The organism is Hominenteromicrobium mulieris (assembly GCF_046197855.1).
Lineage (GTDB): Bacteria > Bacillota > Clostridia > Oscillospirales > Acutalibacteraceae > Hominenteromicrobium > Hominenteromicrobium mulieris.
The window spans coordinates 2,078,855-2,103,694 of record NZ_CP173188.1; the positions used below are offsets into that span (position 1 = coordinate 2,078,855).

Here is a 24,840-nt window from a genome sequence, read left to right on the forward strand (position 1 = left end):
GCTTAAACACGCCTGTTCCATTCTATTACAAAGTTGTGTGTTCCGTGCAAAATGCGCAGGATTTATTTGCCCTCAATCTGCAAAAAGACCTGCGGCAATTTTTCGATGAGGTCTGTCGGCAACATACCATGCTGCGAAAGCGCTTCGGCGCAAAGGTCACCCGCCGCACCGTGAATGCACACGGCGGAATATGCCGCTTCAAACGGCTGCATATTCTGCGCGCACAACGCACCTGTGATGCCGACCAAAACATCGCCGCTGCCGCCCTTTGCCATGCCGGGGTTGCCCGTTGTGTTCACACGCGTTTCACCGCTCGGCGCTGCGATAATTGTGCCCGCACCCTTTAGCACGGTGATAACGCGGTACGTCTGCGCAAAGACACGTGCAGTCTGCAAACGGTCGGCACGCAGCTCTGCCATGGTGCGGCCGTTTAGACGGCACATTTCCCCCGGGTGCGGCGTGATGATGACCGGGGCTTGCGGCACAAGTAGTTTTTCCGGCGTTTTGGCAAGGATATTCAGCGCGTCCGCATCCAGAACGACCGTCCCGTGCGCATTTTCGAGTACGGCATCCACAAGCTTTGCCGCATACGGCGCCGTGCCGAGCCCGCAGCCCACAAGGCACGCACTCGCCTTATCGATAGCATCAAGCACCGCTTCACCCGGCGCTTCCGTGGGGTCATACAGCGTGAAGATTGCCTCCGGCACGGCGGGAGCCAAGATTGGGTACAGCGCATGCGGAATGGCGATGTTCAAAAGTCCCACACCGCTGCGCAGCGCCGCACGCGCAGCCATGATGCACGCACCTGCCATGCCCACGCTGCCGCAGATCATTAAAAGCCGCCCGTATGTGCCCTTGTGCCCCTCCGGGTCGCGCTTCGGGAACAGCGGGCAAATGTTGCCGAGCAAAACGGATTCCGTGTCACACGGCAGCATCTCAAGGTGCTCCTCCTTGATGCCCACCTGACGCACAACGGTCATGCCGCCGAAGCCCGCTGCCGGGTACACAACGCCCGCCGGCTTCATCGCCGTAAACGTCACCGTAAGGTCTGCCTTAAAGCACGCGCCCTCCACCGCGCCGGTATCACACACCGCGCCGCTTGGAATATCCACGGAAATGTGAAACGCTTTTTTATTTTCCGCTGCACGCGCAAGCAAAGGCTCCATCACGCTCGGCAGACGGCCGTGAAAGCTGAAGCCGAACACCGCATCGATGATGACGTCCGCCGCGTCTACCGCGCCGCCTGCCGTGCGGTACATGATGATCTCAATGCCGCGGCCCATTTTGTCATACGCCTGCTTTGCAAGGTCGGAGGCCGGTGCGCCCTGCATCAAAACGACCGTCACCTTTGCGCCCTCGGCCGCCAATAAGCGCGCCGCCACAAAGCCGTCGCCGCCGTTGTTGCCTTTGCCGCACAAAATGACCGTTTTCTTGCCTGTGACGTCCATTTTCTCTGTCACTGCTGCCGCCACCTCGGCGCCCGCGTTCTCCATAAGCGTTTCCATGGAAACGCCGGATTCCACCGCGCACGACTCCAGCCCTCTGATCTCTGCCGCTGTCAATACCCGCATATACCTGCCTCTTTTCCGTAGCATTCTATGCTTTAATGGTATCATTTTCCCGTGCGGTTTTCAACTATGGAAGCGGTGAAAATTAAAATCATTTTCGCGCCGCACGGAAAAGCGCCCCGTCACCGGAAAATCTCCGATAACGGGGCGCTTCACATTTTGAAATTTAGTTTCTGCCGAAGATTTCAAACTTTAATCTTCTGTCCATAAACGGCTTGATGGCATCGATGCAGCGCTCGTCCGGCGAGAACACAAGAAGCGTCAAGCCGGTCTTGCGGCTCTTTGCAATGATGTACCACGCGTCCTTGCCGTCGTCCGTCTCCGCCGCGAAGATGGTCTTGTCCACACGCTTACCTTTTAACTTCTGCGCATTCTCCGTGTACTTACCCATCTCTTCAATCGCCTTGGCATCGAAAGACGTGAGACGTTTACGGCTTCTGCGGTTGATGATCTTATCTACCGCAATGTCGCCGTTCGTGATGCTGTACTCAAACTCCAGACTGCGCGAGGAGATGACGTAGTACACGCCATAAATCACGCCGCAGATCACGAGGAACGGGATCATCGGCGAAACCGGCGTCAGGAAAATGCTGACAAAAATCAAGATCGCGCCGAGGATCGACACGCCGAGCGACATCAAAACATCCTTGCTGCCGGTCTTCTTTTTCACCATGTATTCCACAAACACATCTGTCATCATACTGTAAATTACCTTCCGTTTCCATAATTCAATATTGTCATTGTACCATAACCCACACGGAAGTTCAACTGCGTAATTTGTGAATTTTTATCGAATATTACGAATACCGTGCGATAACCTCAAAACTCTGTCCATAAAATCCCGCGAAAGGCTTGAAAACCGAAAATTTCTATGCTAAAATAACAGTGTTGCGTCGCGAGGATACAAACGACGCCGAACAGTGAAACGCGATGAAAAAGAAAAGTAGCCTGTTTTTCGTGGGCAGAGAGGGTGCGCCGTCGGCTGAAAACGCACCTGCATTGAGTATAGGTGAAGTTCTCTTTGGAGCGGTGCGGCTGAAATTAAAGTAGGCTGCAACGGGTAGCTGCGTTAAAGGCTTTCAGAGGGCGCAATGCGCCGAAATTGGGTGGTACCGCGAGCGTTCCGGCTCGCCCCATGTTTTGTGCATGGGGCGGGCTTTTTTCATGCTCACCGTTCGGTACAAAACGGAAATCATTTATGAAAGGATATATTGATATGGGAATCAAAGAAAGCATTTCCGAGCTGCGCCAGAAGTTTGACGCAGACCTTTCCGAAGTGCGCGACAGCGAATCCATCGAAAAGCTGCGCGTTTCGTATCTCGGCAAAAAAGGCTCTGTCACCGAGCTTTTAAAGGGCCTTAAAGACCTTTCCGGCGCGGAGAAAAAAGAATTCGGCCAGACCATCAACACGCTCAAGCGCGAGGTCGACGAACGCATCACAGCACACGTGGAGCGCATCCGGCAGGAGGAGGAAGACCGCCTTGTCAACAGCGCAGAGCAATATGATGTCACGCTGCCGATGGATACCGACTGCGGCTCCTATCACCCCATCACGCTCGTGCAGCGCGAGCTGGAAGAAATTTTCGCTTCCATGGGCTTTACGATTGAAGACTACCGCGAGGTCGTAACGGATTACAACTGCTTTGAGGCATTGAACATTCCGAAGCATCACCCCGCCCGCGACATGCAGGACACCTACTATCTCGATAACGGTCAGCTGTTGAAGACCCACACCTCGGCCGCGCAGAACACCATCATGAAAAAGTACGGTGCACCGCTGCGTGCCATCTTCCCGGGTCGCTGCTTCCGCAACGAAAGCACAGACGCTTCCCACGAGAACACGTTTTTCCAGATGGAAGGCATCATGATTGATAAAGACATCTCCATTTCGAACCTCATCTACTTCATGAAGACCATGCTTTCTAAGGTCTTTAAGCAGGACGTACAGGTTCGCCTGCGCCCGGGCTTCTTCCCGTTCGTTGAGCCGGGCTTTGAGCTTGACATCAGCTGCCACATCTGCGGCGGCAAGGGCTGCTCCACCTGCCACGGTTCCGGCTGGATTGAGCTTTGCCCGTGCGGTATGATTCACCCGAACGTGTTGCGCGCCGGCGGCATCGACCCCGATGAATACACCGGCTTCGCGTTTGGTCTCGGCCTTACCCGCCTTGCCATGATGCGCTACGGCATCAAAGATATCCGCGACCTCAACAGCGGCAATCTGAAGGTGCTCTCGCAGTTCAACCACGAATAAGAAAAGGAGTCGTTATAATGCTGATTTCAATGAACTGGATCAACGACTTCGTTGATCTTTCCGGTCTGGACCTTGAAAAGCTGATTCACCAATTCACGCTTTCCACTGCAGAGGTCGAAGACATCTATTATATGGGCCGCGACATCAAAGATGTTGTTGTTGCGCGTATCGTTTTCATCGAAAACCACCCGGATTCCAAAAAACTGCACCTCTTGAAGGTTGATGCAGGCGACAAGGTTTATGACTGCGTATGCGGCGCACCAAACGTGCGCGAGGGCATGCTTGTTGCCTTTGCCCGCGAAGGCGGCTCCGTTTCCGGCATGGAGATCACCTGCGCAAAAATTGCAGGCTATGAATCGCACGGCATGTGCTGCTCCGAAAAAGAACTTGGCATCAGCGCCGACCACAGCGGACTGTGGGAGATCACGGATGACCTGCCGCTCGGCACACAGATTACGGACGCGTACGGCGTAAAGGACGTTGTGTTCGAGGTCGATAATAAGTCTCTGACGAACCGCCCGGACCTTTGGGGTCACTACGGCATCGCGCGCGAATTTGCAGCGCTGACCAATCGCGAATTAAAGCCGGTCAGCCGCATGGATCTCACCCCCTACGCTTCTCTGCCGGGCATCGATATCGATATCCGCGATAAAGAGCTCTGCTACCGCTACACGGGCCTCAAGGTGCGCAACATCACGAAGAAGGTCAGCCCGGTTGATATGCGCATTCGTCTCTTTTACTGCGGCATGCGTGCCATCAACCTGCTTGCCGACCTCACAAACTACCTCATGCTCGAGCTCGGCCAGCCGATGCACGCGTTCGACTGCGCAAAGGTCGATTCCATTCAGGTGCAGCGCTTCTCCGCTCCGTTCGAGTTTGAAACGCTGGACGGCACAAAGCGCCGCATCGACGAAAACACGCTGATGATCTGCTCCAAGGAAGAACCGGTCGCCATCGCGGGCATCATGGGCGGTCTCAACTCCGAGATTGAAGATAACACGGACAGTCTGCTGCTCGAATCCGCAAACTTTGACGCTGTAAGCGTGCGCAAGTCCTCCACGCGCATCGGTTTGCGCACGGATGCTTCCATGCGTTATGAGAAAACCCTTGACCCGGAAATGACCGACGTCGCCATCGAGCACTTCATGCAGCTGCTCACCGAGATCGACCCGGGTGTGGAGATCATCTCCTCCATGACGGACGTCTATGTCCGCCACTACGACAAAATCGACATCACGTTCGATAAGAAATTTGTAGACCGTTATACGGGCATCGATATTTCCGACGAACAGATTTTGAATACGCTTTCCGCGCTCGGCTTCGCACCGACGCTTGAAAACGAAGTCTTCACCGCGCACGTGCCGTCCTGGCGTGCAACGAAGGATGTCACCATCAAGGCCGACATCATCGAGGAGATCACCCGTGTTTACGGCTACGATAACTTCAAGATTACGACCACAAAGGCAGCTTTGGCGCCGGTCATGCGCACCGCGGGCAACAATGATGACCGCTGGACGAAAGACCTGCTCGTACAGCGCTACGGCATGCACGAAGTGCACTCCTACATCTGGTGCGACGCGAAGAAGTACAAGGACCTCAACATCGAGATTGAGGACAACGTGCGCGTCATCAACGCCATGACGCCGGACCACACCGTGCTGCGCCGCTCCATGGTGCCGACGATGATCACCTACGTCAACGAAAACAAAGCATACGCAAACGATTTCGGTGTGTTCGAGATTGCCCGCGTCATCAACGGCCTCGGCGAAGACGGTCTGTGCGATGAGCAGAAGCACCTCGGCATTGCGCTGTACAGCCGCACTAAGAGCGAAAAGGAACTCTACCTCGGCCTGCGCGACATCATGGCTTCCATCAGCAAAGAGCTGAAGCACCGTTACTTTGAGTTCCGCATCGCGGAAGCAAAGCACAACTGGCAGCACCCGCGCAACACCGCAGAGATCTATCTCGACGGCACATACGTCGGCTTTATCACGGTCGTACATCCGTCCGTACAGTCGAAGATCGATAAGAAAGCCGTCATCGTTGCCGGTGAACTGAACATGGATACGCTCTCCTCCATGGCAGCATCCGTTATTCACTATGAGGAGCCGTCCAAGTTCCCGGGCATCGATATCGACCTCTCTCTCGTCATCGGCGCAGACCAGACGTACAGCACGCTTTCCGCCGCATGGCAGAACGTCACCCCTCTGCTCAAGAACGTTGCGCTTATCGATTCCTACAACGGCGTCGTCAAGAGCATCACGCTGCGCTTTACGTTCTCCTCGAACGAGAAAACGCTCGCGAAGAACGAGGTGCAAAGCTATGTTGACACCATCATCGAGAACCTCGCGAAGATTGGCGTTGTGCTGAGATAATTTGTTAAAAATTTTCGTACCGCTTGCTTTTTTTGTTGTTTTGCGGTATGCTGTATACAGTGTTTATTCCACTGTGCTTTTATATGCGAATAAAACACCGGGCCCGGCATACAATGAAATGTAGACTGTATTTTTGCAGCCTTTACACGATCGGAAAACGAGGAGGTGTTCCACATGGCAGAAGATTTCAGCGACCGCACCCAGACATTCAGCATTGAGACGCCGCAGAAGCTCGATATGCAGCAGGTGCTCGTACAGGTTTACGATGCACTCAAAGAAAAAGGCTATAACCCCATCAGCCAGATCGTGGGATATATTCTCTCGGAAGATCCCACATACATCACCACGCACAACAACGCACGCAGCCTCATCCGCAAGATCGACCGCGATGAGCTGCTGAAAGCAATGGTGCGTACCTATTTGGGCGAATAAGCCTGTTTTCTGATGCGCCGTCGCTTTATGCACGGCATTGCCTGAAACCGAAATTGCCGCTTGGCGGATTTTTCCGTCGGCGGCAATTTTTATTTTCAAATGTGCAAATACAAGTTGTCTTTTTTCTTAATCTATGCTATACTGATTAAAAGTGTATTGAATGCTTTGCACCGGTGCTTAGAAAGTTCCGGCATTTTCCCCAACGAGACTTTATGAAAGGATTTGCATACTATGAGCGAAAAGCAGAAGAGCCCGTTTCCCATGTACCGCGGCAAGCCCCTTGTGCGTAGCGGCGATACCATTTACTACGGAAACATGACCGATAAATACGTCATCAAGATCGACATCAAAACGAAGAAGACCGTGGAGGACATGGAGGTTGCCGATAAGTGCACTGTGCAGCTCATGCTCACCGACCCGGAGATTCGCTCCAGAAAACAGATCGTAAAGACCAGCGAGAAAAACGGCCTTTATCTTGCTTTGGACATCGCCGATGCCTGGCTTACCCGCGCATTGACAGAATAAGCCGTTAATTCCGCAAAAAAATCACCGAGAAAACCGTTTGTCCGGTTTATCTCGGTGATTTTTTGCTTTATTCTTTCCTTCTCGGCTGCTTGCCGTGCTTTTCTTTGCGCTGACGTTTGTTTTGGTACATGGCAATATCCGCTTTTTCGAGCATTTCGTCATACGGCGCGGCAACTTCATCTATGAAGCAGCAGCCCATGGAGAACCGCAACGGCACATGCTGTCCATCGTGCAGCACGGCTTCGGAGCTGTCCTGCGCACTTTTAAGCTGAAGAAGCTTTTCTTGCAGCGCTTCTTCGCTTTTTTCTTCGAGGAACAGGACAAATTCATCGCCGCCGTGACGTGCAGTAAGGCCGCTTTCGCCCACGATCTTTTTTAAGATTTCTGCTGCGGAAATGATATATTGGTCGCCGCTCTCGTGCCCGTAGGTGTCGTTGACCTCTTTCAAGTCGTCAAGGTCGATCATCACCACGGCGTAAGTATCGCCTGTACCCGCTTCCAAAATGCGCTCCACGCGGCGGCTCAGGCCGCGGCGGTTATAAAGTCGGGTCAACGGATCGGTGTCACGCTCAGATTCGATCTGCATGCGGCGCTGCATGTCTTCCGTCACGTCGTTCACCACGCCGAAAACACTGCTCTCCTCATGCGTTTCCTCCAGCTTTATGTAGCGGTCCGGCTCGCCCGGAATGCGGTATACGTTGCGCTCGCCGACCATGCGGCTGCTGCGCAACTCCTCGATGAATGTATACAGGTGTACGCGGTTGCCGGTGTAGTACGCCGTCTCCTCATCCGTCCACCCAAAAATCTGCGGGATACGCTCCGTGCAATACATCCATCGGAATGATGAAACCCATGTAACGGGTTTCTATCTTCTTAAAAATGCAGTAGTAGTATTTCCCCTCAATATTTGCGTGAAAGCCGTGCTCCTCATTTTGCATGCTCTCGGCAGGAATACCGAGCTTTGCCACGGTCTTCCCCACCATATCCGCATTCGTTGCGCCGATGACCGACAGCGTTTCACTGTCTACGGCACAGTAATCGATCGCCGGGCTGATATTGAGCTGATGAAAAATATACGAAATCTCGTTTTTCTCCATAGCCTCCGTTACAAGCTGCGGGTCTTTGCCCACCTGCACGATGAATGTACCGTCTGCGCTCCACACGGCGGAATACTGCATGTTTTTGCCCTCAGCGGTGTTCGGGCCGGCATCCTGCACAAGCTGCAAGGATTTATCCGTGAGCATCGGCGCAAAAAACGCCATCTGCTCACCGGAAGAAAACGAATAGCCGTAATACTCCGGATTTGTGCCGGAAACAATCGTGCCGGTCTCATCAAAAATATGGATTTCATCAAGTTCCAGTATATCCGCATATTTTTTCAGCTTTAAGGTATCGTTTGTTGCCTCCGGGTCTTTTTGCAGCAGAAAGGCAATGGCTTCGGCATCATGCAAACAGGTCTTATCGTATTCTTCCTTGATTTGCTTCAGCTCATCCTCATTTTCTTTGATAATCTGCTCCAGACGCACAAATGTACCGGCAGCGGTATCTTCCACGCGGCCCTGTTCAATCAGAATTTCCGCAAAGGCGATTACCACAAGGATCACTAAAGCCATCACGATTGCCGCAGAACGAATATAGCGATTGATAATTTGCTTCAGAGATTTCATAGGTTCACCGCCGTTTCATTTAAGTTTGAATAAAACCAAATTGGTTTTGCGTACTGTATTTGAAATTAAGTATATCACATATATCGTATTTTGTCCAGAAATACAAAGTGAAACAACAAATTTCACTTGTTTTTTGCATGAATTGACGTGTTTCGAAAGAATATCGTAAAAGCGTCAGCCATCGTTTTTAAGGATCTCCCGCCCATTTTACAAATAACGCTTGAATTCTTGTAAAAAGCGCACCGCCCACCCGTAAAGCACGGACAAGCGGTGCGCCAAAAATTGATATTTAGCTTTCTGTACGCTTCAAATTGCTTTCGCCGAAATGCAGCAGTTTTTCTTTATGAATGAAGTAATACACTACGCCTGTAACATCTGCGAGGAACCAACCGATCGGCACCGACCACCAGATGCCTGTAACACCGATGACAGCGGATAAAAGATATGCCAGCACCACGCGCGTACCGAGCGAGATGACCGTCAGCACCACGCTCATGCCGGGCTTTGCGACCGCGCGGTACAGCCCGTAGAGCAGGAACAAACAGCCAATGCCGCAATAGAACGCGCCCTCAATGTGCAGGTAGCGCACGCCCTCGGCGATCATCTCCGTTTCGCCCGCTTCCACAAACAGTAACATAAGCGGCTTTGCGAACACGAACACCAAAGCGGACACAATCACGCAAAACACAACGGATACAAGAATCGCGCCTTTCAATCCCTTGCGGATGCGTTCATGCTTGCCCGCACCGTAATTCTGCGCGATGAATGTGGAGAACGCGTTGCCGAAGTCCTGCACAGGCATGTACGCGAATGCGTCAATCTTCACCGCCGCCGCAAACGCCGCCATTACCGCCGCGCCGAAGCTGTTCACAAGCCCCTGCACCATCAAAATGCCGAGGTTCATCACGGACTGCTGCACGCAAGTCAAAATGGAATACCCGGCAATCTCCCGGATACGGCTCGCGTGGATGGGCGAACGGCTGCACAGCGCGCGCAGCTGCGGACATTTGATGAGCGCGTAGATCATGATGCCGATGCCGGAAACATACTGCGCGATGACCGTGGCCCCCGCCGCACCCGCAACGCCAAAGTTGAGGCCGATGACGAACCACAAGTCGAGCGCGATATTCAAAACCGCCGATACCGCCAAAAATACGAGCGGCACGACAGAATTACCCACCGCGCGCAGATACGACGCGAAGTAATTATATAAAAACGTCGCGAAAATGCCCGCGAATACGATTGCGATATACGCACGCATATCGTCCCAAACGTCGTCCGGCACCTGCAAAAAGCTCTTAATGAGGTCAAGACACGCAAATGCGAGGCCGTTTAAAAGCAGCGTCACGCCTAAAATGAGCACGAACGAAGCCCGTACACTTTCTTTTAAGGCAGTTTCATCGCGCTGCCCGAAGCGGATGGAAAACAGCGCACCGCTGCCCATGCACAGCCCAAGCAAGATCGATGTTAAAAATGTCATCAGCGAAAACGAAGAGCCGACCGCCGCCAGCGCCGTTTTGCCGAGGAAGCGTCCTACAATGAGCGTATCCGCAATGTTGTAGCACTGCTGCAATAAATTGCCGAGGATCATCGGCAGCGCAAACCACAGCATAGACCGCATCACCAGCCCCCGGGTCAGATCCTTGTTCATATTAAAACCTCCGCAGCGAATTTTATACATCAAAAAAGCCCGACACAAAAGTGTCAGGCTTTTGGTGCCGGCGACCGGATTTGAACCGGTACGATGTTTCCATCGAGGGATTTTAAGTCCCTTGCGTCTGCCGATTTCGCCACGCCGGCTTAAATTATCTTAATTATAATAGCACATCCCGGCTATAAAATCAAGCCATTTTATTCCGGCATTTCATATTTTTCTGTTCAGTCGCGTAAAAGGGCACCCCCCGGCTAAGCCGGGTACTCGGAAACCCTGAAAAGGCATATTACGGACAACGCGGTCTGCTTGACCATTTCCTTTGCTCCATCCATAACGTCGTTATGAAATATATATCCGTAAAATCAAATGTCAATAGGCAAATCGAAAAACGTACACGCAAACCCGAATTCTGCGCGTTCACTCTCCTTCCATTGCCCACAAAAGGCTGATTTCACAAAAATCGCAATTTTTTCAACTTTTTGCATTTACAAACATGCGCTTTATATTGTATACTATAGATAAAAGACCGGGCGCAAGGCGTGCCGGAATATTCCATCTATAAGGAGTTCGTATTATGTACTATCTTGGTGTTGACGTAGGCGGCACAAACATTGCCGTCGGTATCGTAGACGAAAACAACGCGATCATCGCAAAGGCTTCCCATCCGACGCCCGTTCCGTGCTCGGAAGACGCATTCTGCGATGCGATTCTCGCTGTATGCAACGATGCACTGGCAAAGGCCGGCCTGACCCTCGACGATGTACCGTGGATCGGCATCGGCTGCCCGGGCACCGTTAACCGTGCTACCGGCATCATTGAATTTGCTAACAACCTCTATTTCAAGAACTTCAAGCTCCGCGACATGATGGCAGAGCGCACAAACGGCAAGCTCGTCATTCTGGAGAATGACGCTAACGCTGCAGCTTACGGCGAATATCAGGCAGGCGCACTTGCAGGCGCAGACAATGCACTGGCTATCACACTTGGCACAGGCGTCGGCGGCGGCATTATCATCAACGGCAAGGTCTACTCCGGCAGCAACTTTGCCGGCGGCGAGCTCGGCCACACCGTCATCGTTGTTGACGGTCGTCCCTGCACTTGCGGCAGACACGGTTGCTGGGAAACCTATGCTTCCGCAACGGGTCTCATCAAAACCACAAAAGAGCACATGAAAGATGCCCCGAAGGACTCTCCGATCTGGACAATTGTTGACGGCGACGAGTCCAAGGTTAACGGCAGAACCGCATTTGACGCTATGCGCGCAGGCGACCCGGTCGGCAAGGCTGTTGTTGACGAGTACATCAAGTACCTCTCCGTCGGCCTCACCGATATGATCAACATCTTCCAGCCGGCTATCCTCTGCATCGGCGGCGGTATCTGCAACGAGGGTGAAACGCTTCTCGCTCCGGTCAGAGCATTCATCGACAGAGAGCAGTATGCTATGAACTCTACGAAGAAGACGAAGGTCTGCAAGGCGCAGCTCGGCAACGACGCCGGTATCATCGGCGCTGCACTGCTCGGTAAGCAGGAGGACTGATTTTCCCATGTCTCTTACAAAATCCGTGTTCGGCACGTTCCCCTGCGGGAAAACGGCTGACGCTTATACGCTGAAAAACGCGTCAGGCGTGACGCTTGTGCTCACAAATTACGGTTGCCGCATTTTACAGCTTTTAACACCAGACAAATCCGGTAAGCTCGGCGATGTCGTGCTTGGCCACGCCACGCTCGAGGAATACCTCGGCTCCGACTTTCAGGGTACGTTCGTCGGCCGCTACGCAAACCGCATCGGCGGCGCAACGCTCACCATTGACGGCGTAACATATGCACTCGATCAAAACGACGGTGCAAACACGCTGCACGGCGGCACAAAGGGCTACCATCAAGTACTGTTTGATGTGAAAGAGTCGAACGACGGCGACGAACCGTCTGTCACGTTCACACATGTCAGCCCGGACGGCGACGAAAATTACCCCGGAACACTGACCGTTGAAGTGCAGTACTCTTTGACGGCCGACAACGCCGTGGAGATTACCTACCGCGGCAAGACCGACCGTAAGACAGTGTTCAACCCGACGAACCACTCGTTCTTCAACCTGAAAGCCGACGGCTCCAAGGACGTGCTTTCCACGCTTGTGACGATCCACGCGTCTGAGGTAACGGCGGTCACAGACGACCTCATTCCCACCGGCGAGTTGCTGCCCGTAAAAGGCACGCCGCTCGATTTCACGGCTGCAAAGCCGCTCGGGCAGGATATGTTCGCGGATGACCACCTCATCCAGCTCTGCGGCGGTTTCGACCACAACTTCTGTGTGGACGGCGAGGGCATGCGCGAGATTGCAGTAGCCTACGAGCCGGAGACCGGCCGCGAAATGACCGTCTATTCCGATATGCCCGGCGTGCAGCTGTATACGTTCAATGGCACTTCCGGCCTGAAGAACAAAGACGGCAGCGACATGATTTCCCACGGGGCACTGTGCCTTGAGACACAGTTCTACCCGGATTCCGTGCATCACGAGAACTTCCCGTTCCGCTATGTCACGCCGGAGAAACCGTTCGAGTCCAAAACAATCTATAAATTCACTGTGAAATAATGTGGGAGGGCTGCCGCAGGGCGGCCCTTTCCGATTTCATCGCCTGCGGTTTTCCGCGGCAAATTGCAAGGAGGTCATTTTTTGAAAAGAGAAATTTCCTGCGGCGCGGTCATTGCGCGGCAAACCGAAAACGGACGTGAAATTCTGCTCATCCGCCATGTAAACGGCGGTCATTGGGCATTTCCGAAAGGCCATATGGAGGGTAATGAGACCGAAAGCGAGACCGCCTTGCGCGAGATCCGCGAGGAGACCGGCCTTACAGTCACGCTTGATACCGGCTTTCGCGCTGTCGTCACCTACTCCCCGAAGCCGGACGTCATGAAAGATGTCATCTACTTTGCAGCCGAATACATCGGCGGCGAAGCGCACCGGCAGGTAGAGGAAGTCACCGAGCTCTGCTGGGTACCGGCAGAAGAAGCTGCAGCGCACATTACGTTTGAAAACGATAAAGATGTGCTGAGGAAGTACAGAGAATATTGCAAAGCATAACAAAAAGAGCGTGCAAACTTTCATCTGCACGCTCTTTTCTTATGCTCATATAGCTTTAAGCGAAATTACTTAAGGATCTCGCCCTCAACGGTGCCGCCGAGTGCCGCTGCGTTGGACTCATCGGTGTCGATGTGCATAGCAGCCGCATACTTCGGGCTGACACGCACAACAACGTCGCCGAAAATCACGCTGCGCTCGCCTTCCTTGCCGACCTTAACGGAGACGATCTGCTTGTCTTCCACACCGGCTGCCGCTGCCTCTTCCACGTTGAAGTGGATGTGGCGCTTTGCTGCGATGACGCCCTTTTCAATGACGACTTCGCCTGCCGGGCCCTTCAGCGTACATCCCGGGGTGCCCTCAAGGTCGCCGGACTCACGGATCGGTGCTGCAATACCGAGCTTGCGTGCGTCGGTCAGTGCAACTTCAACCTGCGTCTCCGGGCGCGTCGGGCCAAGGATGGACATAACAAGGGAACCCTTCGGGCCGATGACCTCTACCTTCTCGTTGGAAGCGTACTGGCCGGGCTGAGAGAGTTCTTTCTTAACGGTAAGCTTTGCGTCTGCGCCAAAAAGCGTCTTCAGATCCGCTTCGGACACGTGAACGTGACGTGCGGAGGTTTCAACCATAACTTTCATTTGAAAATACCTGTCCTTTCCGGATTTTGTATTTCTATTTTACTACGAACCGACAGAAAATACAAGTTTTGGGCTATGTTTTTTCTCCGATTTATGATAAACTTAATGCAGAAAAGACCGTAATTTGGAAAAACGAGAAAAGCCGGTGTGAAATATGTTTGAAAACTGGGAAGAATTGAAAGAAAACTGCCTGAACTGCCGCAAGTGCAGCCTGTGCGAAGCGCGCTCTAATGTCGTGTTCGGCGTGGGTAACCCGTGCGCGAAGGTCATGTTCATCGGTGAAGGCCCGGGCCGAAACGAAGATTTGCAGGGCGAGCCGTTCGTCGGTGCTGGCGGTCAGCTGCTCGATAAATACCTCGCCGCCGTCGACCTCGACCGCCGCACGAATATCTACATTGCAAATATCGTCAAATGCCGTCCGCCGCAAAACCGCGATCCCTTGCAGGAGGAACAGGAAGCCTGCATGGACTGGCTGCGCAATCAAACCGCCCTGCTGCGTCCGAAGATCATCGTATGCCTCGGCCGCATCGCCGCCATGCGCATCATCAAACCCGATTTCAAGATCACACGCGAGCACGGACAGTTTTTCAAAAAAGGCAACATCTACATGACGGCAACCCTCCACCCTGCCGCCCTGCTGCGCAATCCCGCACAAAAGCCCGCCGCGTTCGACGACTTTTTAAAGCTCCGCGATAAGATCGACGAGCTTCAGGCAGATATCTCCAAAACATATTAAACATACAAAAGCTGCTCCGTTTTTATGCGGAACAGCTTTTTTCGTTTTAATTATAAACTTGCATGAACCTTACAGCAGCTTTGCGCGGAGCGCTTCGCCGCTTTCCGGGTGGAGATACGCCGGAGCAACATCAAAGACGGTCTTGCAGCCCACCTGACCTTCACTGTGCATGCGGTATGCCGCGCGGGCAAACGCTACGAGCACACTGGAAGTGAACTCCGGGTTGGAATCAAGCGTCAGCTTATACTCGATGACGTGCTTGTTTTCGCCATTCAGACCCGTCACACCGGTGCGGAACACCATGCCGCCGTGCGGAATGCCTGAATGGTCGCGGTCAAGCTCTTCCTGGCTGATGAAGTGTACGGTCGTGTCGTAATCAGAGAAATAGTTCGGCATCGTGACGATGGCTTCCTCAATGGCAGCCTTGTCCGCACCCTCTTTGGCAACGACAAAGCACTCTCGGGTGTGCTTCTCGCGCGTCGTCAGCTCCGGGTTCTCGCCGCGGCGCACGCTTTCAAGCGCGCTCTCCACCGGGATAGTATACTGGCGGGCATCCTGTACGCCGGGAATGCGACGAATCGCATCGGAGTGACCCTGGCTGACACCCTTGCCCCAGAATGTGTAGTCTTTGCCGTTCGGCAAAATCGCCTGACCATAGAGGCGGTTCAGAGAGAACATGCCCGGGTCCCAACCGACGGAAATCATGCCGAGGTGGCCGCTCTTCTTGCAGGCCGCGTCTACGTCCGCAAAATGCTCCGGGATCTTCGCGTGCGTGTCAAAGCTGTCGATGACATTAAAATACTGTGCAAGCTCTGCGGTTTGCTTCGGCAGGTCGTTCGCGCTGCCGCCGCACAGGATCATGACGTCAATCTTATCCGTCATGTTTTTTGCCTGCTCCATAGAATAAACCGGCACGCCGGTCTTTGTCTTTACACTGTCCGGGCTGCGGCGTGTGAAAACGCCCACAAGCTCCATATCTTCCGTGTGGGAAAGCGCACTTTCCACGCCGCGGCCAAGATTTCCGTATCCGGCAATGCCGATTCTAATCATTTTTATCGCTCCTTCATGTATCTTTCAAAATCATAACAGCGCAAGTTAGTTTACACTACGATTTCAATTTCTTTATCTATTATACGCAAACGCACGATATTTTGCAAGAGAAAATGCAGGGAAACTTGAAAAAGCCGTCACAAAACAGCTATTTTCTGTCTTGTAACGGCTTTTGTCTTTTTAGTTTTAACGCAAAATCAGCGAATGTTATACACGCTGCGCATATGAATACCGTTCGCGTTGCCGCTCACAATGCGGATACGGCGTTCTTCACCGGCTTCGAGGTCGAAGTAGTTGTCTTCAAGCACCCAGTCCTCGTTCTCGTTCAGTACTTCCACGCTCTTCGCGTATGCCTTTGCGGAAACGATAATCTCATCGCCCTCCACACGGCAGGAAAGCTGCGGGTCGATGTAATCGTAATACTTCGGCACGGAGAACAGCACGGTGGATTCGGAGATCATCTCGCCGTTCTGGTAGCACGCATAGTGCACGTGGTCGGTGAACATGTTCGCTTCCGGCAGTTCTACGGTATCGAGCCACACGGTGTCCATTGCGGGCACGGTGATTTCCACCTCGCCGCCGTCGCGCAGAACCTCGGAGCGGTTGTTGCGCAGCTCCCACTTCACGGTGACCGTCTGCTTCACGTATGTGCTGATGATGCGGCCGCCGTTCCGCCGCAAAGCATAATGTCGCGCCAATAGGGGTCTTCCATGCGACCCGCGTTCAGCAGGTCATTGTACACGGAGCCCGGCACGGTCGCGGGAATCGTGTCATTTTTTCCGACGGTCGTCAGCTGCCAGCCGGAATGTAAAAGCTGTTTTTTCATTTCTTTTATCCTCTCATTTTATCCGTCAAAACGCGCGAATTTCTTTCTTCACTTTCGTTTTAATCGGTCTATATGCAGTATAGCACCGGTTCCACAAATTGTAAAGCGACTGCTGCTCCTTTATTCCGGTAAAGCAAAAAATTCGCAAAATACCGAAAACTCCATCAATTTTTCGTGTAGTTTTCAGGTTAAAAAGTGCAATATCCTTATTCTAAATAAACCGATTTATAGAACTCCCCATCGCCCATGTGTCCGTCAATCGCACGCCAACGCAGCCTAGCTGCACATATGATCGTCCCGTCATAGTCCTCTATGTCATCTTCCGATACATTTTGTCCATCGCACCAATAGATGTCCCTATCCTTTATCAGTAGCGTTGAACCAAAAATCTCACAAGTATATTGCTCATCCACAGGAGATAAATTCAGATATTTCAGTCCTGCAAATTCCATCTCGATCATCGAAACATCTTCGAATTGGCGCTGAATAATTACATTCAATACCCGACGATCATTTAACGGATACATTCTCAAATCCGCATCTACAGATGCTCCGCTTACATAATGCATCTCTTTAATACAGCTATCGTGAAGCGCATAGACTTTATCCATAAAATCTCTAATATCCTGTTCACTGCGAATTTCATTCCACATAGATAACACCTTTCAACAGAATACAGCCATTACCTTGCCGTACCTAAATTCAACTATTTCAGTCTGCTCGCCGCTTCCGATATCTTTTTCCACCTTAAGTACTCACTTTTTATGCGGTCATGGGATTTATTAGCCGCCGGGCACAAGTTTATCGGATCTTTCAAATTAAATATATCCGCTAACTTTTTAAACGCGCTGCTATTAGCAACATCTTCCATACAGCTTTCACATTCGTTCAAAAGCTTTTCAGGGTATTTCTTTAAAATGACAGCCGCCGCCCCGTACCGATCATCTCTGTTTTTGCCATACAAGACGAGCTCCAGCAGCGTATCAAAACCCGGGAGCGGTTCTTTATAAAACCCGTTTTCTTTTCCCCAACCGAAGTCATACAGCTTGCATTTGCCCCATAAAGTATGATCTTTCGGGTTCGTCGCTCTTTTTGCATCCAATTGCTCCAAACCAAAATCCGAAGCTTCGCATTTATCAAGCCTCGTGCTCATAACAAAATGTTCGCCCATCGTCGTATCTCCACTGTCTGTTCATGCACTTTTCCAAAGCAAATTGAACTCTTTTTCAGTCTCATCATATCATATTCGCCTGCACTGCACAAGCAAAATATTCCCGGATATAACAAAAAAGCACCTACAAACGTAAGTGCTTTTTCTCTGTCATAACTCAACACTATAGATTTTTTGAAATTGCTTTCAAAAAATCGGTGTATGACAGCAAGAATAACTTGATGCGCAGAGCTCACTTGTCTTTTGATTCTTCAGTTGTGTCAGAGACTGCGCCTTCCAGCAGGTCCGTCACGACCTGATTGAGCTGTGCGGCGTTCTTGGAGGTGATGACCGGTGTGTCCGACTGAGACTCAATGTCTTTTCTGGTTCGCCCAGCAACCTGGCCACCTGCTTTGGCAACTGCCAGATTCTCTTGGAAAGTCGTTGGTTTGCGATCTCTTGAAAACTGAGTGGTAGTCGCTTCCGCCAGCATGTTCAGCACCAGTTCCAGTGTGGTCATATTATCACGGAGATTCTCTTTTTTCAAGCCCTTCAGGTTCTTGTACTGTCGGGTGGACATGCCGGACCATGCACGGGAGATCTCATCCGTGAGGATGGCATACTCTACGCCCTTCTGCACACCGCGGGCATCCCATTCATCCGTCAGTTCTTTGCGGACTTGAATGGCCTGCAGCCGCTGGTTGATCCACTCACGGCTGTATCCCTTCTTGAGATAGGTTTCCAAGGCCCGGTCAATGGTCAGCTCCGGGTCGATGGTCTCCTCGATACGCTCTCGACCGACCTGTGCCAGCCACAGCTTGAACGGCTCTGCCTTCGGTGAGGGGATGGACTGGATGATGCGGAGAAGCTGCTCCGTGTCGGCTACATCAGTCAGACGGCGTTTCCCGTCTGCGGCGGTCATTTTCAAAGCGTTACAACTTGTAACGGTTTCATTTCCCTCGTCCTTCAAGCGCTTTTTAAGAACACGCCAGTAAGTCTGGGGATTCGGACTGTCCGTCAAAACCGCGATGACATCAACGATAGAAAAGTACCATTCTTCCTTTTCCTCGTCCCATGCGGTGCGAATACGCTTGTCTTCGAACAGTTGGATCTTATCGTTTTGCGCCATTTGATCACCTCATTCTGTCACAAATTCTTTCAGAAGTCCTTGGCAGCCCTCCAGTACATCCCGCCAGGTCGCCTCGAAGTCCTCGGTGTACCATGGGTCGGCCACATTGCCGGGACGAGCGGTGTGATCCATCAGGAGGGACATCTTTTCGGCGTAGTCGCCGCCGCAGATGCGGTACATATCCTGGAGGTTGGCCTGGTCCATGCCGATCAGGAGATCGTATTCGTCGTAATCCCGATTTGTCAGCTGCCGTGCGGCATGGCCCTTGCAGGAAATCCCATGTTCCGCCAGTTTGCGCCGCGTCGGTGGATAGACCGGATTGCCGATTTCCTCTCGGCTGGTCGCTGCCGATTCGATATGAAACTGTGATGCCAGCCCAGCCTTCTGTACCAAGTCCTTCATCACAAACTCGGCCATCGGGCTGCGGCAAATATTGCCGTGGCAGATAAACAGGATCTTCTTCATACTGCGTTCTCTCCGAAATCTCATCGTTGCTCTCATTATACCACACATCGACCTTTTCGTCGAGAACACTTTCCAGATGCGCGGAATCCTCGATCATTCGCAGAAGCTCCGACTTGGATAGATTCTGTGCAGCGGCCTGCTGAATGTACCAGCGGCGCTCCTCTGCGGTCAACTCCGCCTCCATGATCACAACGTTCTGCGTCCAATTCAAGTGAAGCGCTTCGCCAATCAATTCCGGCATGTCGCTGTACAACCGCCAGAAATCCCGCATCCGGCGCACATTGCGTGGAGAGAAGCCAGGCATATCTGGGTGCTGTTCTTTCAAGAACTCCGCTGCGGCCACCGCCGCACCCTTTTCCGAGCGGGCGCAGACAATCTCGCCAACCTCGCAGCACAGCTCCATCTGCGGCAGATCCGCTTCCATGGCAGATTCCAGTTCGGCAAACATTGCGCTGTAATCCACAGCTTTTCGGATATTCATAGCTTCTCCTTTCCGGCGCGCAGCGCCTGATTCAATGTTCAAAGCAGAGAAAAGCACGGTGACATCGCCGTGTTTTTCTCTGCTTTGACCTATTTTCAGATAACTTGTACGATCTGCTCCCAGAGCAGGATGTGTTTTTCGTCAATGGCCCGGTTGTCGTGGTAATGGCCGAACATCCAGTAATGATAATGCGCTCTCTCCTTGACCTCCTGCAGGAAATCTGTGAGCGAATCTGCCTCATTGTGGCGGTTTTCCATGAGGGCAATGCTGGTGGGAGCGCAGTGCGTGATAACATAGTCTACCGCCCAATCGACCTTGGCCAGATTTCTCCGTGCTTCAGCGTATTCCGCCTCAGAAGGCATCTCCTGCGCCCACCACGAAATGTGGTTGATGCGATACCTCGCCCTGGGCTTCCGCTGCAGCATCAGGAGCTTTCGCTCAAAATCCGGAGCGCCCGGTTCCAGAATACCGTCCTCCGTATCATGGCTTTTTGCCCCGCCCATGATGAAGAAGTGATAGCCTTCCAGCTCGAATATCTGTCCACGCATCAGGTGCAGGACACGAGGGCGAATACGGTGCACCTTGCCGCCGTGCCAGTCTTTCACCGGATATCGTTCCAGTGCATCGTAGTTTTCATGATTCCCGCAGACGAAGGCCATCGTAAACGGCAGACTTTCCAGCCAGTCCAATGCCACATCGTCACGGCTGTCTCCAAACCACACACCACCAAAGTCTCCGGCACAGATCACAGAGTCCTGCTTTGTCATTTGTGCCTGCTCCGGGAAGTATTCTGGCTTGAAGCGTTCAAAATTTCCGTGGCAGTCGCCGGTCACAAAAATCATCTGTCCACCTTCTTTCAGTACATAATTTTCTGGCAAATCTCAATGCCACCCTTCAGAGTGATTGCGATCTCGTCCTTGGAGAGGACTTTTACAGTCTCCACCAGTTGGCGGACAGCACTCTCGTCCCACTCTGTAATGTAGGGCGATGCGTTTTCCAAAGTCTGTGCGGCATCCTGGATGCGCTGATTGGCTTTTGCCTGTTCGTTGTTATCTGCGAGGATCCCGGAACGCTTTTCCTTCAGGAAAGTCTGCTCATCCAGGATCTCTTTGAACTGACCGCCATAGGCGGCAGGATCATCTGTGGCCTTTTCCAACAGTGTTTGGAATTGCTGCTCCAGTTCTCTCAGCCTGCGTTCAATGTCTCCGAGGCTCATTGTGCCACCTGGGAATGGGATGATCTCCGTTTCCATGGCATCTGTGATCTGCCGAATCAAGCTATTCTTGTCGGCCATGGCTGTGTTCAGGGCTGCGAGGATTGCTTGCTGGAGCGGTGCTTCATCCAGTGTGGGCGAGTTATAGCAGTATTTCTTGCCGTAATCCAATCGACTCACACAGCGCCACACGATTCGCTTTTCGCCGTTTCGTGTCCATGTGCAGCGACGATACAGGGTACCGCACTCACCGCAGACTAACCGCTCCGAGAGTGCATACTTGCTGGCGTAGGAGGCCATCCCTGTGACTGCGTTCTTGGAGGGACTCTTGGCCGCATTCCGCCGTGCCATCTCAGCCTGTACGGCATCATACTTTTCACGGCTGACAATGCCCTCGTGGTGATTTTCAATGAGGTACATGGGAAGTTGGCCTGTATTCTTGATGGCCTTGCGGTTGATAAAGTCCCGCCGGAAGGTCTTCTGCATCAGCACATCGCCGCAGTATTTTTCATTCTGCAGGATGCTGCGGATGCGGGAGATGGACCACTCTGGAGAATCCTCGAAGCACTTGACACCTTGCTGTTCCAGTTCATCTTTGATCATCCGCAGGCTGGCTCCGGTGAGATAGCGCTCATAGAGCCATCGGACGATTTCCGCCTGTTCCGGAATGATCTCCGGCTGACCATCCTCACCCTTGCGGTATCCGTACAGCTTTTTATATTGGATGCTGACCTTTCCGGCCTCCATGGCACGGCGCTTGCCCCATGTGACATTGGCGGAGATGGATTCACTTTCAGACTGGGCGAAGGCCCCGGAGAGGGTGATCCGCAGCTCACTGTCCTCCTCCAGCGAATTGATGTTTTCCTTCTCGAAGATGACTGCGATGCCAAGCTGCTTGAGCGCCCGGATATAGTAGAGGCAGTCCACCGTGTTGCGGGAGAAGCGGGAGACCGACTTGGTCAGGATGACATCGATTTTCTTCTGGCGGCAGTGCCGGATCATCCGCATGAAGTCCTCGCGCTTCTTGGCCGAGGTTCCGGTGATGCCCTTGTCCGCAAAGATGCCGGCCATCGTCCAGGCGGTGTTGGACATGATTTTATCGGTATAGTACTCTTTCTGCACCTCATAGCTGTTTGCCTGGTCCTCCTCTTTGGTGGAGACTCGGCAGTAAGCTGCCACCCGGAGCTGTCTGCGGGCTTCTGCCTGGCGGGTGGCTTCCGGTTTGGCAGGGATTTTGATTACTCTCGGGGCATCATCTTTCATTGCAGGTCACTCCTTTCTATGACTTGCCCATTTTTTAATCGCAGTTTGACATTTTGGCGGGTCACCAGCACCTCAGATACGGTGCTTTTCAGAAGATCAGCGTTCAGTTCCGCCACACATTCGAAGGCGGAGAAGAGACGCCGAAGACGATTCGTTTCATATTCTTCATTTCCCAGAGCGGCATATTGTTCTGACGCAAGCCGGAGGATCAGTGCCTTGGCGTTATCCTCGTCGATGGGCTGCTGTTCCAGAGCATTATCCAGCGCCTCCTGCGTTTTGGAATGTGTGGCTGGCGTAGGACTGCGCTGATGCTGTATGCGTTCCGGGTAATTTGCGAGGCCGTTGAGCAGGTCGGTAACACTTTGTTCCACTCGCTCAGATGGCGGTGTGCCGCAGAGCCTGCGCAGCACCTTTTGCGCTTCCGTCTTTTTCGGAAGCTGGGGCTTGTTTGAGCGTTTTTCATTTGCCGCGATGAGCTGCACCTCATCTATGAGCTTGGGATATCCTTTTTCCCCTGTGTAGCGCACGTCCGCCAGAATACGGGCGACCATATTTTTGTTCCAGAGCCGCCCCTCGTCGTATGGGATATCCTGATGGCGAAGTGTCTCTGTCAACTCATTCAAGGATTCTCCCGCGATATATCGGCGGAAGATCTCCTGTACAAGCTTCGCCTCTGCTTCCTGTATGACGATCTCACCCAGAGCCATCTTGTAGCCAAAGGGCTGCTTCCGGTTTCCCATCACCGCATCGTCCTCTCTATGGACTCCCGCAGCTCCAGCCCATTTTTCAGGCAGAAGCGGACGGAGTCGTTGCTCTCTATGATAATTTTCTCAACGAGTTCACCAAACAGTTCTGCGTCAAAGCTGTCGAGGAATTCCGGCCCACCTTTCAAGAGGTCTATCAAGTCTCGTGTTTGCAGGGCGGTCATATCGCTCTCGGCATCCATCAGCTTTTCTTTTTCCTGCTTGGCCTGCCGGAGCTGCTTGGTCAGCTCATTGGTTTTGGCTATAAAAATGTCAGGATCAACAAGGCCCTGCTGCTTGAGGAAGGCCAATGTCCGATTCTGACTGGTTAGATCTGATATTCTTTTATTCAGGGCAACGATGTCAGGACTCCAGAGCATCCTGCGATTGCGGATCGTCTGGAGGTTTGTAAGCATCTGTTCCAGGATAGGGATGCTCTGATGCTTCAGCTTGTAGTATAGGCGGCAGAAGGATTCCTGCACCTGGATTTCTGGTATAGGAGTAATTTGACATTCATGTTTCTCTTCATGATTGCAGCAGCACCAATACCATTTTTGATTGATTTTCTTCGCCCGAACACGTGCTCCGCAAGAACAGCGTATCTGCTTTGAAATAGTGTCGTGAAGCGGCGTTGGCTCTCTTTTTCGTGTTTTCCGAAGCTGCTGAGCTTGGTCAAACATCTCCTGCGAGATAATGGCCTCATTGCTGCCAGCAACGAAGTACATCTCTCGTTCTCCTCGGTTGCGTTTCTTTTTCCGTGGGAACGAGTCTGTTGTATACCTTTTCTGGAGAAGTGCGTTTCCTGCGTAGCGCTCATTTTGCAGGATATAGTCAATCGCTTCTCTCCGCCAATACCTTCCGAGCGCCTTATCTTTGTTAAGAGCGGCAGCAATTTCTCTTGAATTATTGCCACTTAAATACTCTGTAAAAATCCGCTGGATCGTTGGTGCCTCAGCCTGATTGATTTGTAGATTGCCGTCTATAAGTGTGAATCCCACAGGTGCATAGTATGTGTTAAAAGTTCCTTGCTCCATACTGCGCTGATATCCCCATTGCCGATTGCCGGATATGGACTCGCTCTCTTTTTGGGCGAAGGCAGCGTAGATGGCGGTGATGAGCTCACTGCTCACATTGACAGTATCGATACCTTCACGCTCGAATCGGACATTGACACCCAACTCTTTCAGTTCACGGATGTTCTGAAGGCAGTCCTTGGTGTTGCGGGCAAAGCGTGAGATAGACTTGACAAGGATCTGGTCGATCAGGCCCCGACGGCAGTCTGCCATCATCCGCTGGAAGTCATCTCGCTTAGCCACCGAAGTTCCGGTGATTCCCTCGTCCGCATAGATGTCAACCATGCGCCATTCGGCCTTACCAGAGATCAGCTCCGTGTAGTAGCGGTTTTGGGCCGCAAAGGAATTGAGTTGATCCTCGGAGTCTGAGCTGACACGAGTATAGGCTGCGACCCGCAGCCGCACATTTTGAGGCCGCTCCGCAGGCTCAATTTTTATAACACGGGGTTGCTTTTCTGCCAGTGCCGTTGTTCCGTCTACCAGCCGCTTTTCATCCATGTCCGCTCACCTCCTTTTTTGCAACA

General features: G+C 52.4%; 26 protein-coding genes, 1 tRNA gene, 1 pseudogene and 1 other annotated feature. Of the genes and pseudogenes, 9 read left to right on the forward strand and 19 right to left on the reverse strand.

Translation table 11 applies throughout. From position 1 onward, the window contains the following. Positions 1–62 precede the first annotated feature (62 nt). Both ACI0CA_RS10170 and ACI0CA_RS10175 read right to left on the reverse strand, forming a co-directional pair. A complete protein-coding gene (locus ACI0CA_RS10170; RefSeq protein ID WP_446806889.1) occupies positions 63–1,571 on the reverse strand; it encodes an NAD(P)H-hydrate dehydratase in 1,509 nt (502 codons plus the stop codon). Between the two features lie 163 nt (positions 1,572–1,734). Then, entirely contained in the window at positions 1,735–2,268 is a 534-nt protein-coding gene (locus ACI0CA_RS10175; protein WP_308450034.1) for a DUF6106 family protein, read from the reverse strand. A 221-nt stretch (positions 2,269–2,489) separates the two neighbouring features. Beyond that, positions 2,490–2,707, forward strand: a binding site (T-box leader). A 59-nt stretch (positions 2,708–2,766) separates the two neighbouring features. Between ACI0CA_RS10175 and pheS the strand changes: the two genes are divergently transcribed. The 4 genes from pheS to ACI0CA_RS10195 all read left to right on the forward strand — a co-directional run bounded on the left by pheS (position 2,767) and on the right by ACI0CA_RS10195 (position 7,151). After that, positions 2,767–3,819: a phenylalanine--tRNA ligase subunit alpha gene (gene pheS, locus ACI0CA_RS10180; protein ID WP_446806994.1), complete on the forward strand. Its 1,053-nt coding sequence runs from the start codon at positions 2,767–2,769 to the stop codon at positions 3,817–3,819. A 17-nt stretch (positions 3,820–3,836) separates the two neighbouring features. After that, on the forward strand, positions 3,837–6,194 hold the full coding sequence (gene pheT, locus ACI0CA_RS10185; protein WP_446806888.1) for a phenylalanine--tRNA ligase subunit beta: 2,358 nt from the start codon (positions 3,837–3,839) through the stop codon (positions 6,192–6,194). Positions 6,195–6,368: 174 nt separating this feature from the next. Then, positions 6,369–6,626, forward strand: a complete 258-nt coding sequence (locus ACI0CA_RS10190; RefSeq protein ID WP_176820286.1) for an IreB family regulatory phosphoprotein — start codon at positions 6,369–6,371, stop codon at positions 6,624–6,626. A 231-nt stretch (positions 6,627–6,857) separates the two neighbouring features. Then, complete coding sequence (locus ACI0CA_RS10195) at positions 6,858–7,151, forward strand: hypothetical protein (RefSeq protein WP_176820287.1); 294 nt, start codon at positions 6,858–6,860, stop codon at positions 7,149–7,151. A gap of 67 nt (positions 7,152–7,218) precedes the next feature. Here ACI0CA_RS10195 and ACI0CA_RS10200 read toward each other — a convergent pair whose 3' ends face one another. The 4 genes from ACI0CA_RS10200 to ACI0CA_RS10215 all read right to left on the reverse strand — a co-directional run bounded on the left by ACI0CA_RS10200 (position 7,219) and on the right by ACI0CA_RS10215 (position 10,618). Next, positions 7,219–7,983 (reverse strand): GGDEF domain-containing protein, encoded by a 765-nt coding sequence (locus ACI0CA_RS10200; RefSeq protein ID WP_446806887.1) that lies wholly within the window; start codon positions 7,981–7,983, stop codon positions 7,219–7,221. Beyond that, a complete protein-coding gene (locus ACI0CA_RS10205) occupies positions 7,937–8,818 on the reverse strand; it encodes a hypothetical protein (protein ID WP_446806886.1) in 882 nt (293 codons plus the stop codon). Before ACI0CA_RS10205 ends, ACI0CA_RS10200 begins: the two co-directional genes overlap by 47 nt. A 289-nt stretch (positions 8,819–9,107) precedes the next feature. Beyond that, entirely contained in the window at positions 9,108–10,469 is a 1,362-nt protein-coding gene (locus ACI0CA_RS10210) for an MATE family efflux transporter (RefSeq protein ID WP_446806885.1), read from the reverse strand. 62 nt (positions 10,470–10,531) lie between these two features. Further along, positions 10,532–10,618 (reverse strand) — tRNA-Leu (locus ACI0CA_RS10215). Positions 10,619–11,046: 428 nt separating this feature from the next. On the opposite strand from ACI0CA_RS10215, the gene ACI0CA_RS10220 reads away from it, so the two are divergent. From ACI0CA_RS10220 to ACI0CA_RS10230, 3 genes are all read left to right on the forward strand, one after another. Continuing rightward, the gene (locus ACI0CA_RS10220) at positions 11,047–12,009 is read left to right on the forward strand and encodes an ROK family glucokinase (RefSeq protein ID WP_176820290.1); all 963 of its coding nucleotides are present in this window, start codon (positions 11,047–11,049) and stop codon (positions 12,007–12,009) included. A 7-nt stretch (positions 12,010–12,016) separates the two neighbouring features. After that, a complete protein-coding gene (locus tag ACI0CA_RS10225; protein ID WP_308450028.1) occupies positions 12,017–13,063 on the forward strand; it encodes an aldose epimerase family protein in 1,047 nt (348 codons plus the stop codon). Between the two features lie 81 nt (positions 13,064–13,144). Further along, entirely contained in the window at positions 13,145–13,552 is a 408-nt protein-coding gene (locus tag ACI0CA_RS10230; protein ID WP_308450027.1) for a bis(5'-nucleosyl)-tetraphosphatase, read from the forward strand. Between the two features lie 65 nt (positions 13,553–13,617). On the opposite strand, the gene pduL is transcribed toward ACI0CA_RS10230, so the two are convergent. Then, positions 13,618–14,187 carry a PduL/EutD family phosphate acyltransferase gene (pduL, locus tag ACI0CA_RS10235; protein ID WP_308450026.1) on the reverse strand — a complete coding sequence of 190 codons (570 nt, stop codon included), beginning with the start codon at positions 14,185–14,187 and terminating at the stop codon, positions 13,618–13,620. Positions 14,188–14,341: 154 nt separating this feature from the next. On the opposite strand from pduL, the gene ACI0CA_RS10240 reads away from it, so the two are divergent. After that, entirely contained in the window at positions 14,342–14,923 is a 582-nt protein-coding gene (locus tag ACI0CA_RS10240; RefSeq protein WP_308450025.1) for a uracil-DNA glycosylase, read from the forward strand. 69 nt (positions 14,924–14,992) lie between these two features. On the opposite strand, the gene ACI0CA_RS10245 is transcribed toward ACI0CA_RS10240, so the two are convergent. From ACI0CA_RS10245 to ACI0CA_RS10280, 8 genes and pseudogenes are all read right to left on the reverse strand, one after another. Further along, on the reverse strand, positions 14,993–15,973 hold the full coding sequence (locus tag ACI0CA_RS10245) for a diaminopimelate dehydrogenase (protein ID WP_395591270.1): 981 nt from the start codon (positions 15,971–15,973) through the stop codon (positions 14,993–14,995). Between the two features lie 197 nt (positions 15,974–16,170). Further along, positions 16,171–16,671: a glycoside hydrolase family 2 protein gene (locus ACI0CA_RS10250; RefSeq protein ID WP_446806884.1), complete on the reverse strand. Its 501-nt coding sequence runs from the start codon at positions 16,669–16,671 to the stop codon at positions 16,171–16,173. Further along, positions 16,614–16,799, reverse strand: a complete 186-nt coding sequence (locus ACI0CA_RS10255; RefSeq protein WP_343284995.1) for a glycosyl hydrolase 2 galactose-binding domain-containing protein — start codon at positions 16,797–16,799, stop codon at positions 16,614–16,616. Before ACI0CA_RS10255 ends, ACI0CA_RS10250 begins: the two co-directional genes overlap by 58 nt. Positions 16,800–17,005: 206 nt before the next feature. Beyond that, positions 17,006–17,452, reverse strand: a complete 447-nt coding sequence (locus ACI0CA_RS10260) for a hypothetical protein (protein WP_343284994.1) — start codon at positions 17,450–17,452, stop codon at positions 17,006–17,008. Positions 17,453–17,505: 53 nt separating this feature from the next. Further along, positions 17,506–17,970 carry a hypothetical protein gene (locus ACI0CA_RS10265; RefSeq protein ID WP_343284993.1) on the reverse strand — a complete coding sequence of 155 codons (465 nt, stop codon included), beginning with the start codon at positions 17,968–17,970 and terminating at the stop codon, positions 17,506–17,508. A gap of 232 nt (positions 17,971–18,202) precedes the next feature. Next, a complete protein-coding gene (locus ACI0CA_RS10270) occupies positions 18,203–19,078 on the reverse strand; it encodes a Bro-N domain-containing protein (RefSeq protein WP_446806883.1) in 876 nt (291 codons plus the stop codon). Between the two features lie 9 nt (positions 19,079–19,087). Continuing rightward, complete coding sequence (locus ACI0CA_RS10275; protein ID WP_446806882.1) at positions 19,088–19,543, reverse strand: low molecular weight protein-tyrosine-phosphatase; 456 nt, start codon at positions 19,541–19,543, stop codon at positions 19,088–19,090. A gap of 136 nt (positions 19,544–19,679) precedes the next feature. Beyond that, positions 19,680–19,823, reverse strand: a pseudogene (locus tag ACI0CA_RS10280) (hypothetical protein); the annotation flags it as partial. On the opposite strand from ACI0CA_RS10280, the gene ACI0CA_RS10285 reads away from it, so the two are divergent. After that, a complete protein-coding gene (locus ACI0CA_RS10285) occupies positions 19,755–20,054 on the forward strand; it encodes a hypothetical protein (protein ID WP_446806995.1) in 300 nt (99 codons plus the stop codon). The pseudogene ACI0CA_RS10280 and the gene ACI0CA_RS10285 sit on opposite strands and share 69 nt — an antisense overlap. A 65-nt stretch (positions 20,055–20,119) precedes the next feature. Here ACI0CA_RS10285 and ACI0CA_RS10290 read toward each other — a convergent pair whose 3' ends face one another. From ACI0CA_RS10290 to ACI0CA_RS10305, 4 genes are read right to left on the reverse strand one after another with little or no spacing between them, the layout of a single operon-like run. Further along, positions 20,120–20,866 (reverse strand): metallophosphatase, encoded by a 747-nt coding sequence (locus tag ACI0CA_RS10290; RefSeq protein WP_446806881.1) that lies wholly within the window; start codon positions 20,864–20,866, stop codon positions 20,120–20,122. 14 nt (positions 20,867–20,880) lie between these two features. After that, positions 20,881–22,500 (reverse strand): recombinase family protein, encoded by a 1,620-nt coding sequence (locus ACI0CA_RS10295; RefSeq protein ID WP_446806880.1) that lies wholly within the window; start codon positions 22,498–22,500, stop codon positions 20,881–20,883. Continuing rightward, entirely contained in the window at positions 22,497–23,240 is a 744-nt protein-coding gene (locus tag ACI0CA_RS10300) for a recombinase family protein (RefSeq protein WP_446806879.1), read from the reverse strand. Before ACI0CA_RS10300 ends, ACI0CA_RS10295 begins: the two co-directional genes overlap by 4 nt. Next, the gene (locus ACI0CA_RS10305; protein ID WP_446806878.1) at positions 23,240–24,814 is read right to left on the reverse strand and encodes a recombinase family protein; all 1,575 of its coding nucleotides are present in this window, start codon (positions 24,812–24,814) and stop codon (positions 23,240–23,242) included. Before ACI0CA_RS10305 ends, ACI0CA_RS10300 begins: the two co-directional genes overlap by 1 nt. Positions 24,815–24,840 lie beyond the last annotated feature (26 nt).

Bases quoted from the DNA above. Each gene is read 5' to 3' on its own strand.
- ACI0CA_RS10170 (WP_446806889.1), bottom strand. From the start codon at position 1,571: ATGCGGGTATTGACAGCGGCAGAGATCAGAGGGCTGGAGTCGTGCGCG.
- ACI0CA_RS10175 (WP_308450034.1), bottom strand. From the start codon at position 2,268: ATGATGACAGATGTGTTTGTGGAATACATGGTGAAAAAGAAGACCGGC.
- pheS (WP_446806994.1), top strand. From the start codon at position 2,767: ATGAAAGGATATATTGATATGGGAATCAAAGAAAGCATTTCCGAGCTG.
- pheT (WP_446806888.1), top strand. From the start codon at position 3,837: ATGCTGATTTCAATGAACTGGATCAACGACTTCGTTGATCTTTCCGGT.
- ACI0CA_RS10190 (WP_176820286.1), top strand. From the start codon at position 6,369: ATGGCAGAAGATTTCAGCGACCGCACCCAGACATTCAGCATTGAGACG.
- ACI0CA_RS10195 (WP_176820287.1), top strand. From the start codon at position 6,858: ATGAGCGAAAAGCAGAAGAGCCCGTTTCCCATGTACCGCGGCAAGCCC.
- ACI0CA_RS10200 (WP_446806887.1), bottom strand. From the start codon at position 7,983: ATGTATTGCACGGAGCGTATCCCGCAGATTTTTGGGTGGACGGATGAG.
- ACI0CA_RS10205 (WP_446806886.1), bottom strand. From the start codon at position 8,818: ATGAAATCTCTGAAGCAAATTATCAATCGCTATATTCGTTCTGCGGCA.
- ACI0CA_RS10210 (WP_446806885.1), bottom strand. From the start codon at position 10,469: ATGAACAAGGATCTGACCCGGGGGCTGGTGATGCGGTCTATGCTGTGG.
- ACI0CA_RS10220 (WP_176820290.1), top strand. From the start codon at position 11,047: ATGTACTATCTTGGTGTTGACGTAGGCGGCACAAACATTGCCGTCGGT.
- ACI0CA_RS10225 (WP_308450028.1), top strand. From the start codon at position 12,017: ATGTCTCTTACAAAATCCGTGTTCGGCACGTTCCCCTGCGGGAAAACG.
- pduL (WP_308450026.1), bottom strand. From the start codon at position 14,187: ATGAAAGTTATGGTTGAAACCTCCGCACGTCACGTTCACGTGTCCGAA.
- ACI0CA_RS10240 (WP_308450025.1), top strand. From the start codon at position 14,342: ATGTTTGAAAACTGGGAAGAATTGAAAGAAAACTGCCTGAACTGCCGC.
- ACI0CA_RS10245 (WP_395591270.1), bottom strand. From the start codon at position 15,973: ATGATTAGAATCGGCATTGCCGGATACGGAAATCTTGGCCGCGGCGTG.
- ACI0CA_RS10255 (WP_343284995.1), bottom strand. From the start codon at position 16,799: ATGAAAAAACAGCTTTTACATTCCGGCTGGCAGCTGACGACCGTCGGA.
- ACI0CA_RS10260 (WP_343284994.1), bottom strand. From the start codon at position 17,452: ATGTGGAATGAAATTCGCAGTGAACAGGATATTAGAGATTTTATGGAT.
- ACI0CA_RS10265 (WP_343284993.1), bottom strand. From the start codon at position 17,970: ATGGGCGAACATTTTGTTATGAGCACGAGGCTTGATAAATGCGAAGCT.
- ACI0CA_RS10270 (WP_446806883.1), bottom strand. From the start codon at position 19,078: ATGGCGCAAAACGATAAGATCCAACTGTTCGAAGACAAGCGTATTCGC.
- ACI0CA_RS10275 (WP_446806882.1), bottom strand. From the start codon at position 19,543: ATGAAGAAGATCCTGTTTATCTGCCACGGCAATATTTGCCGCAGCCCG.
- ACI0CA_RS10290 (WP_446806881.1), bottom strand. From the start codon at position 20,866: ATGATTTTTGTGACCGGCGACTGCCACGGAAATTTTGAACGCTTCAAG.
- ACI0CA_RS10295 (WP_446806880.1), bottom strand. From the start codon at position 22,500: ATGAAAGATGATGCCCCGAGAGTAATCAAAATCCCTGCCAAACCGGAA.
- ACI0CA_RS10300 (WP_446806879.1), bottom strand. From the start codon at position 23,240: ATGGGAAACCGGAAGCAGCCCTTTGGCTACAAGATGGCTCTGGGTGAG.
- ACI0CA_RS10305 (WP_446806878.1), bottom strand. From the start codon at position 24,814: ATGGATGAAAAGCGGCTGGTAGACGGAACAACGGCACTGGCAGAAAAG.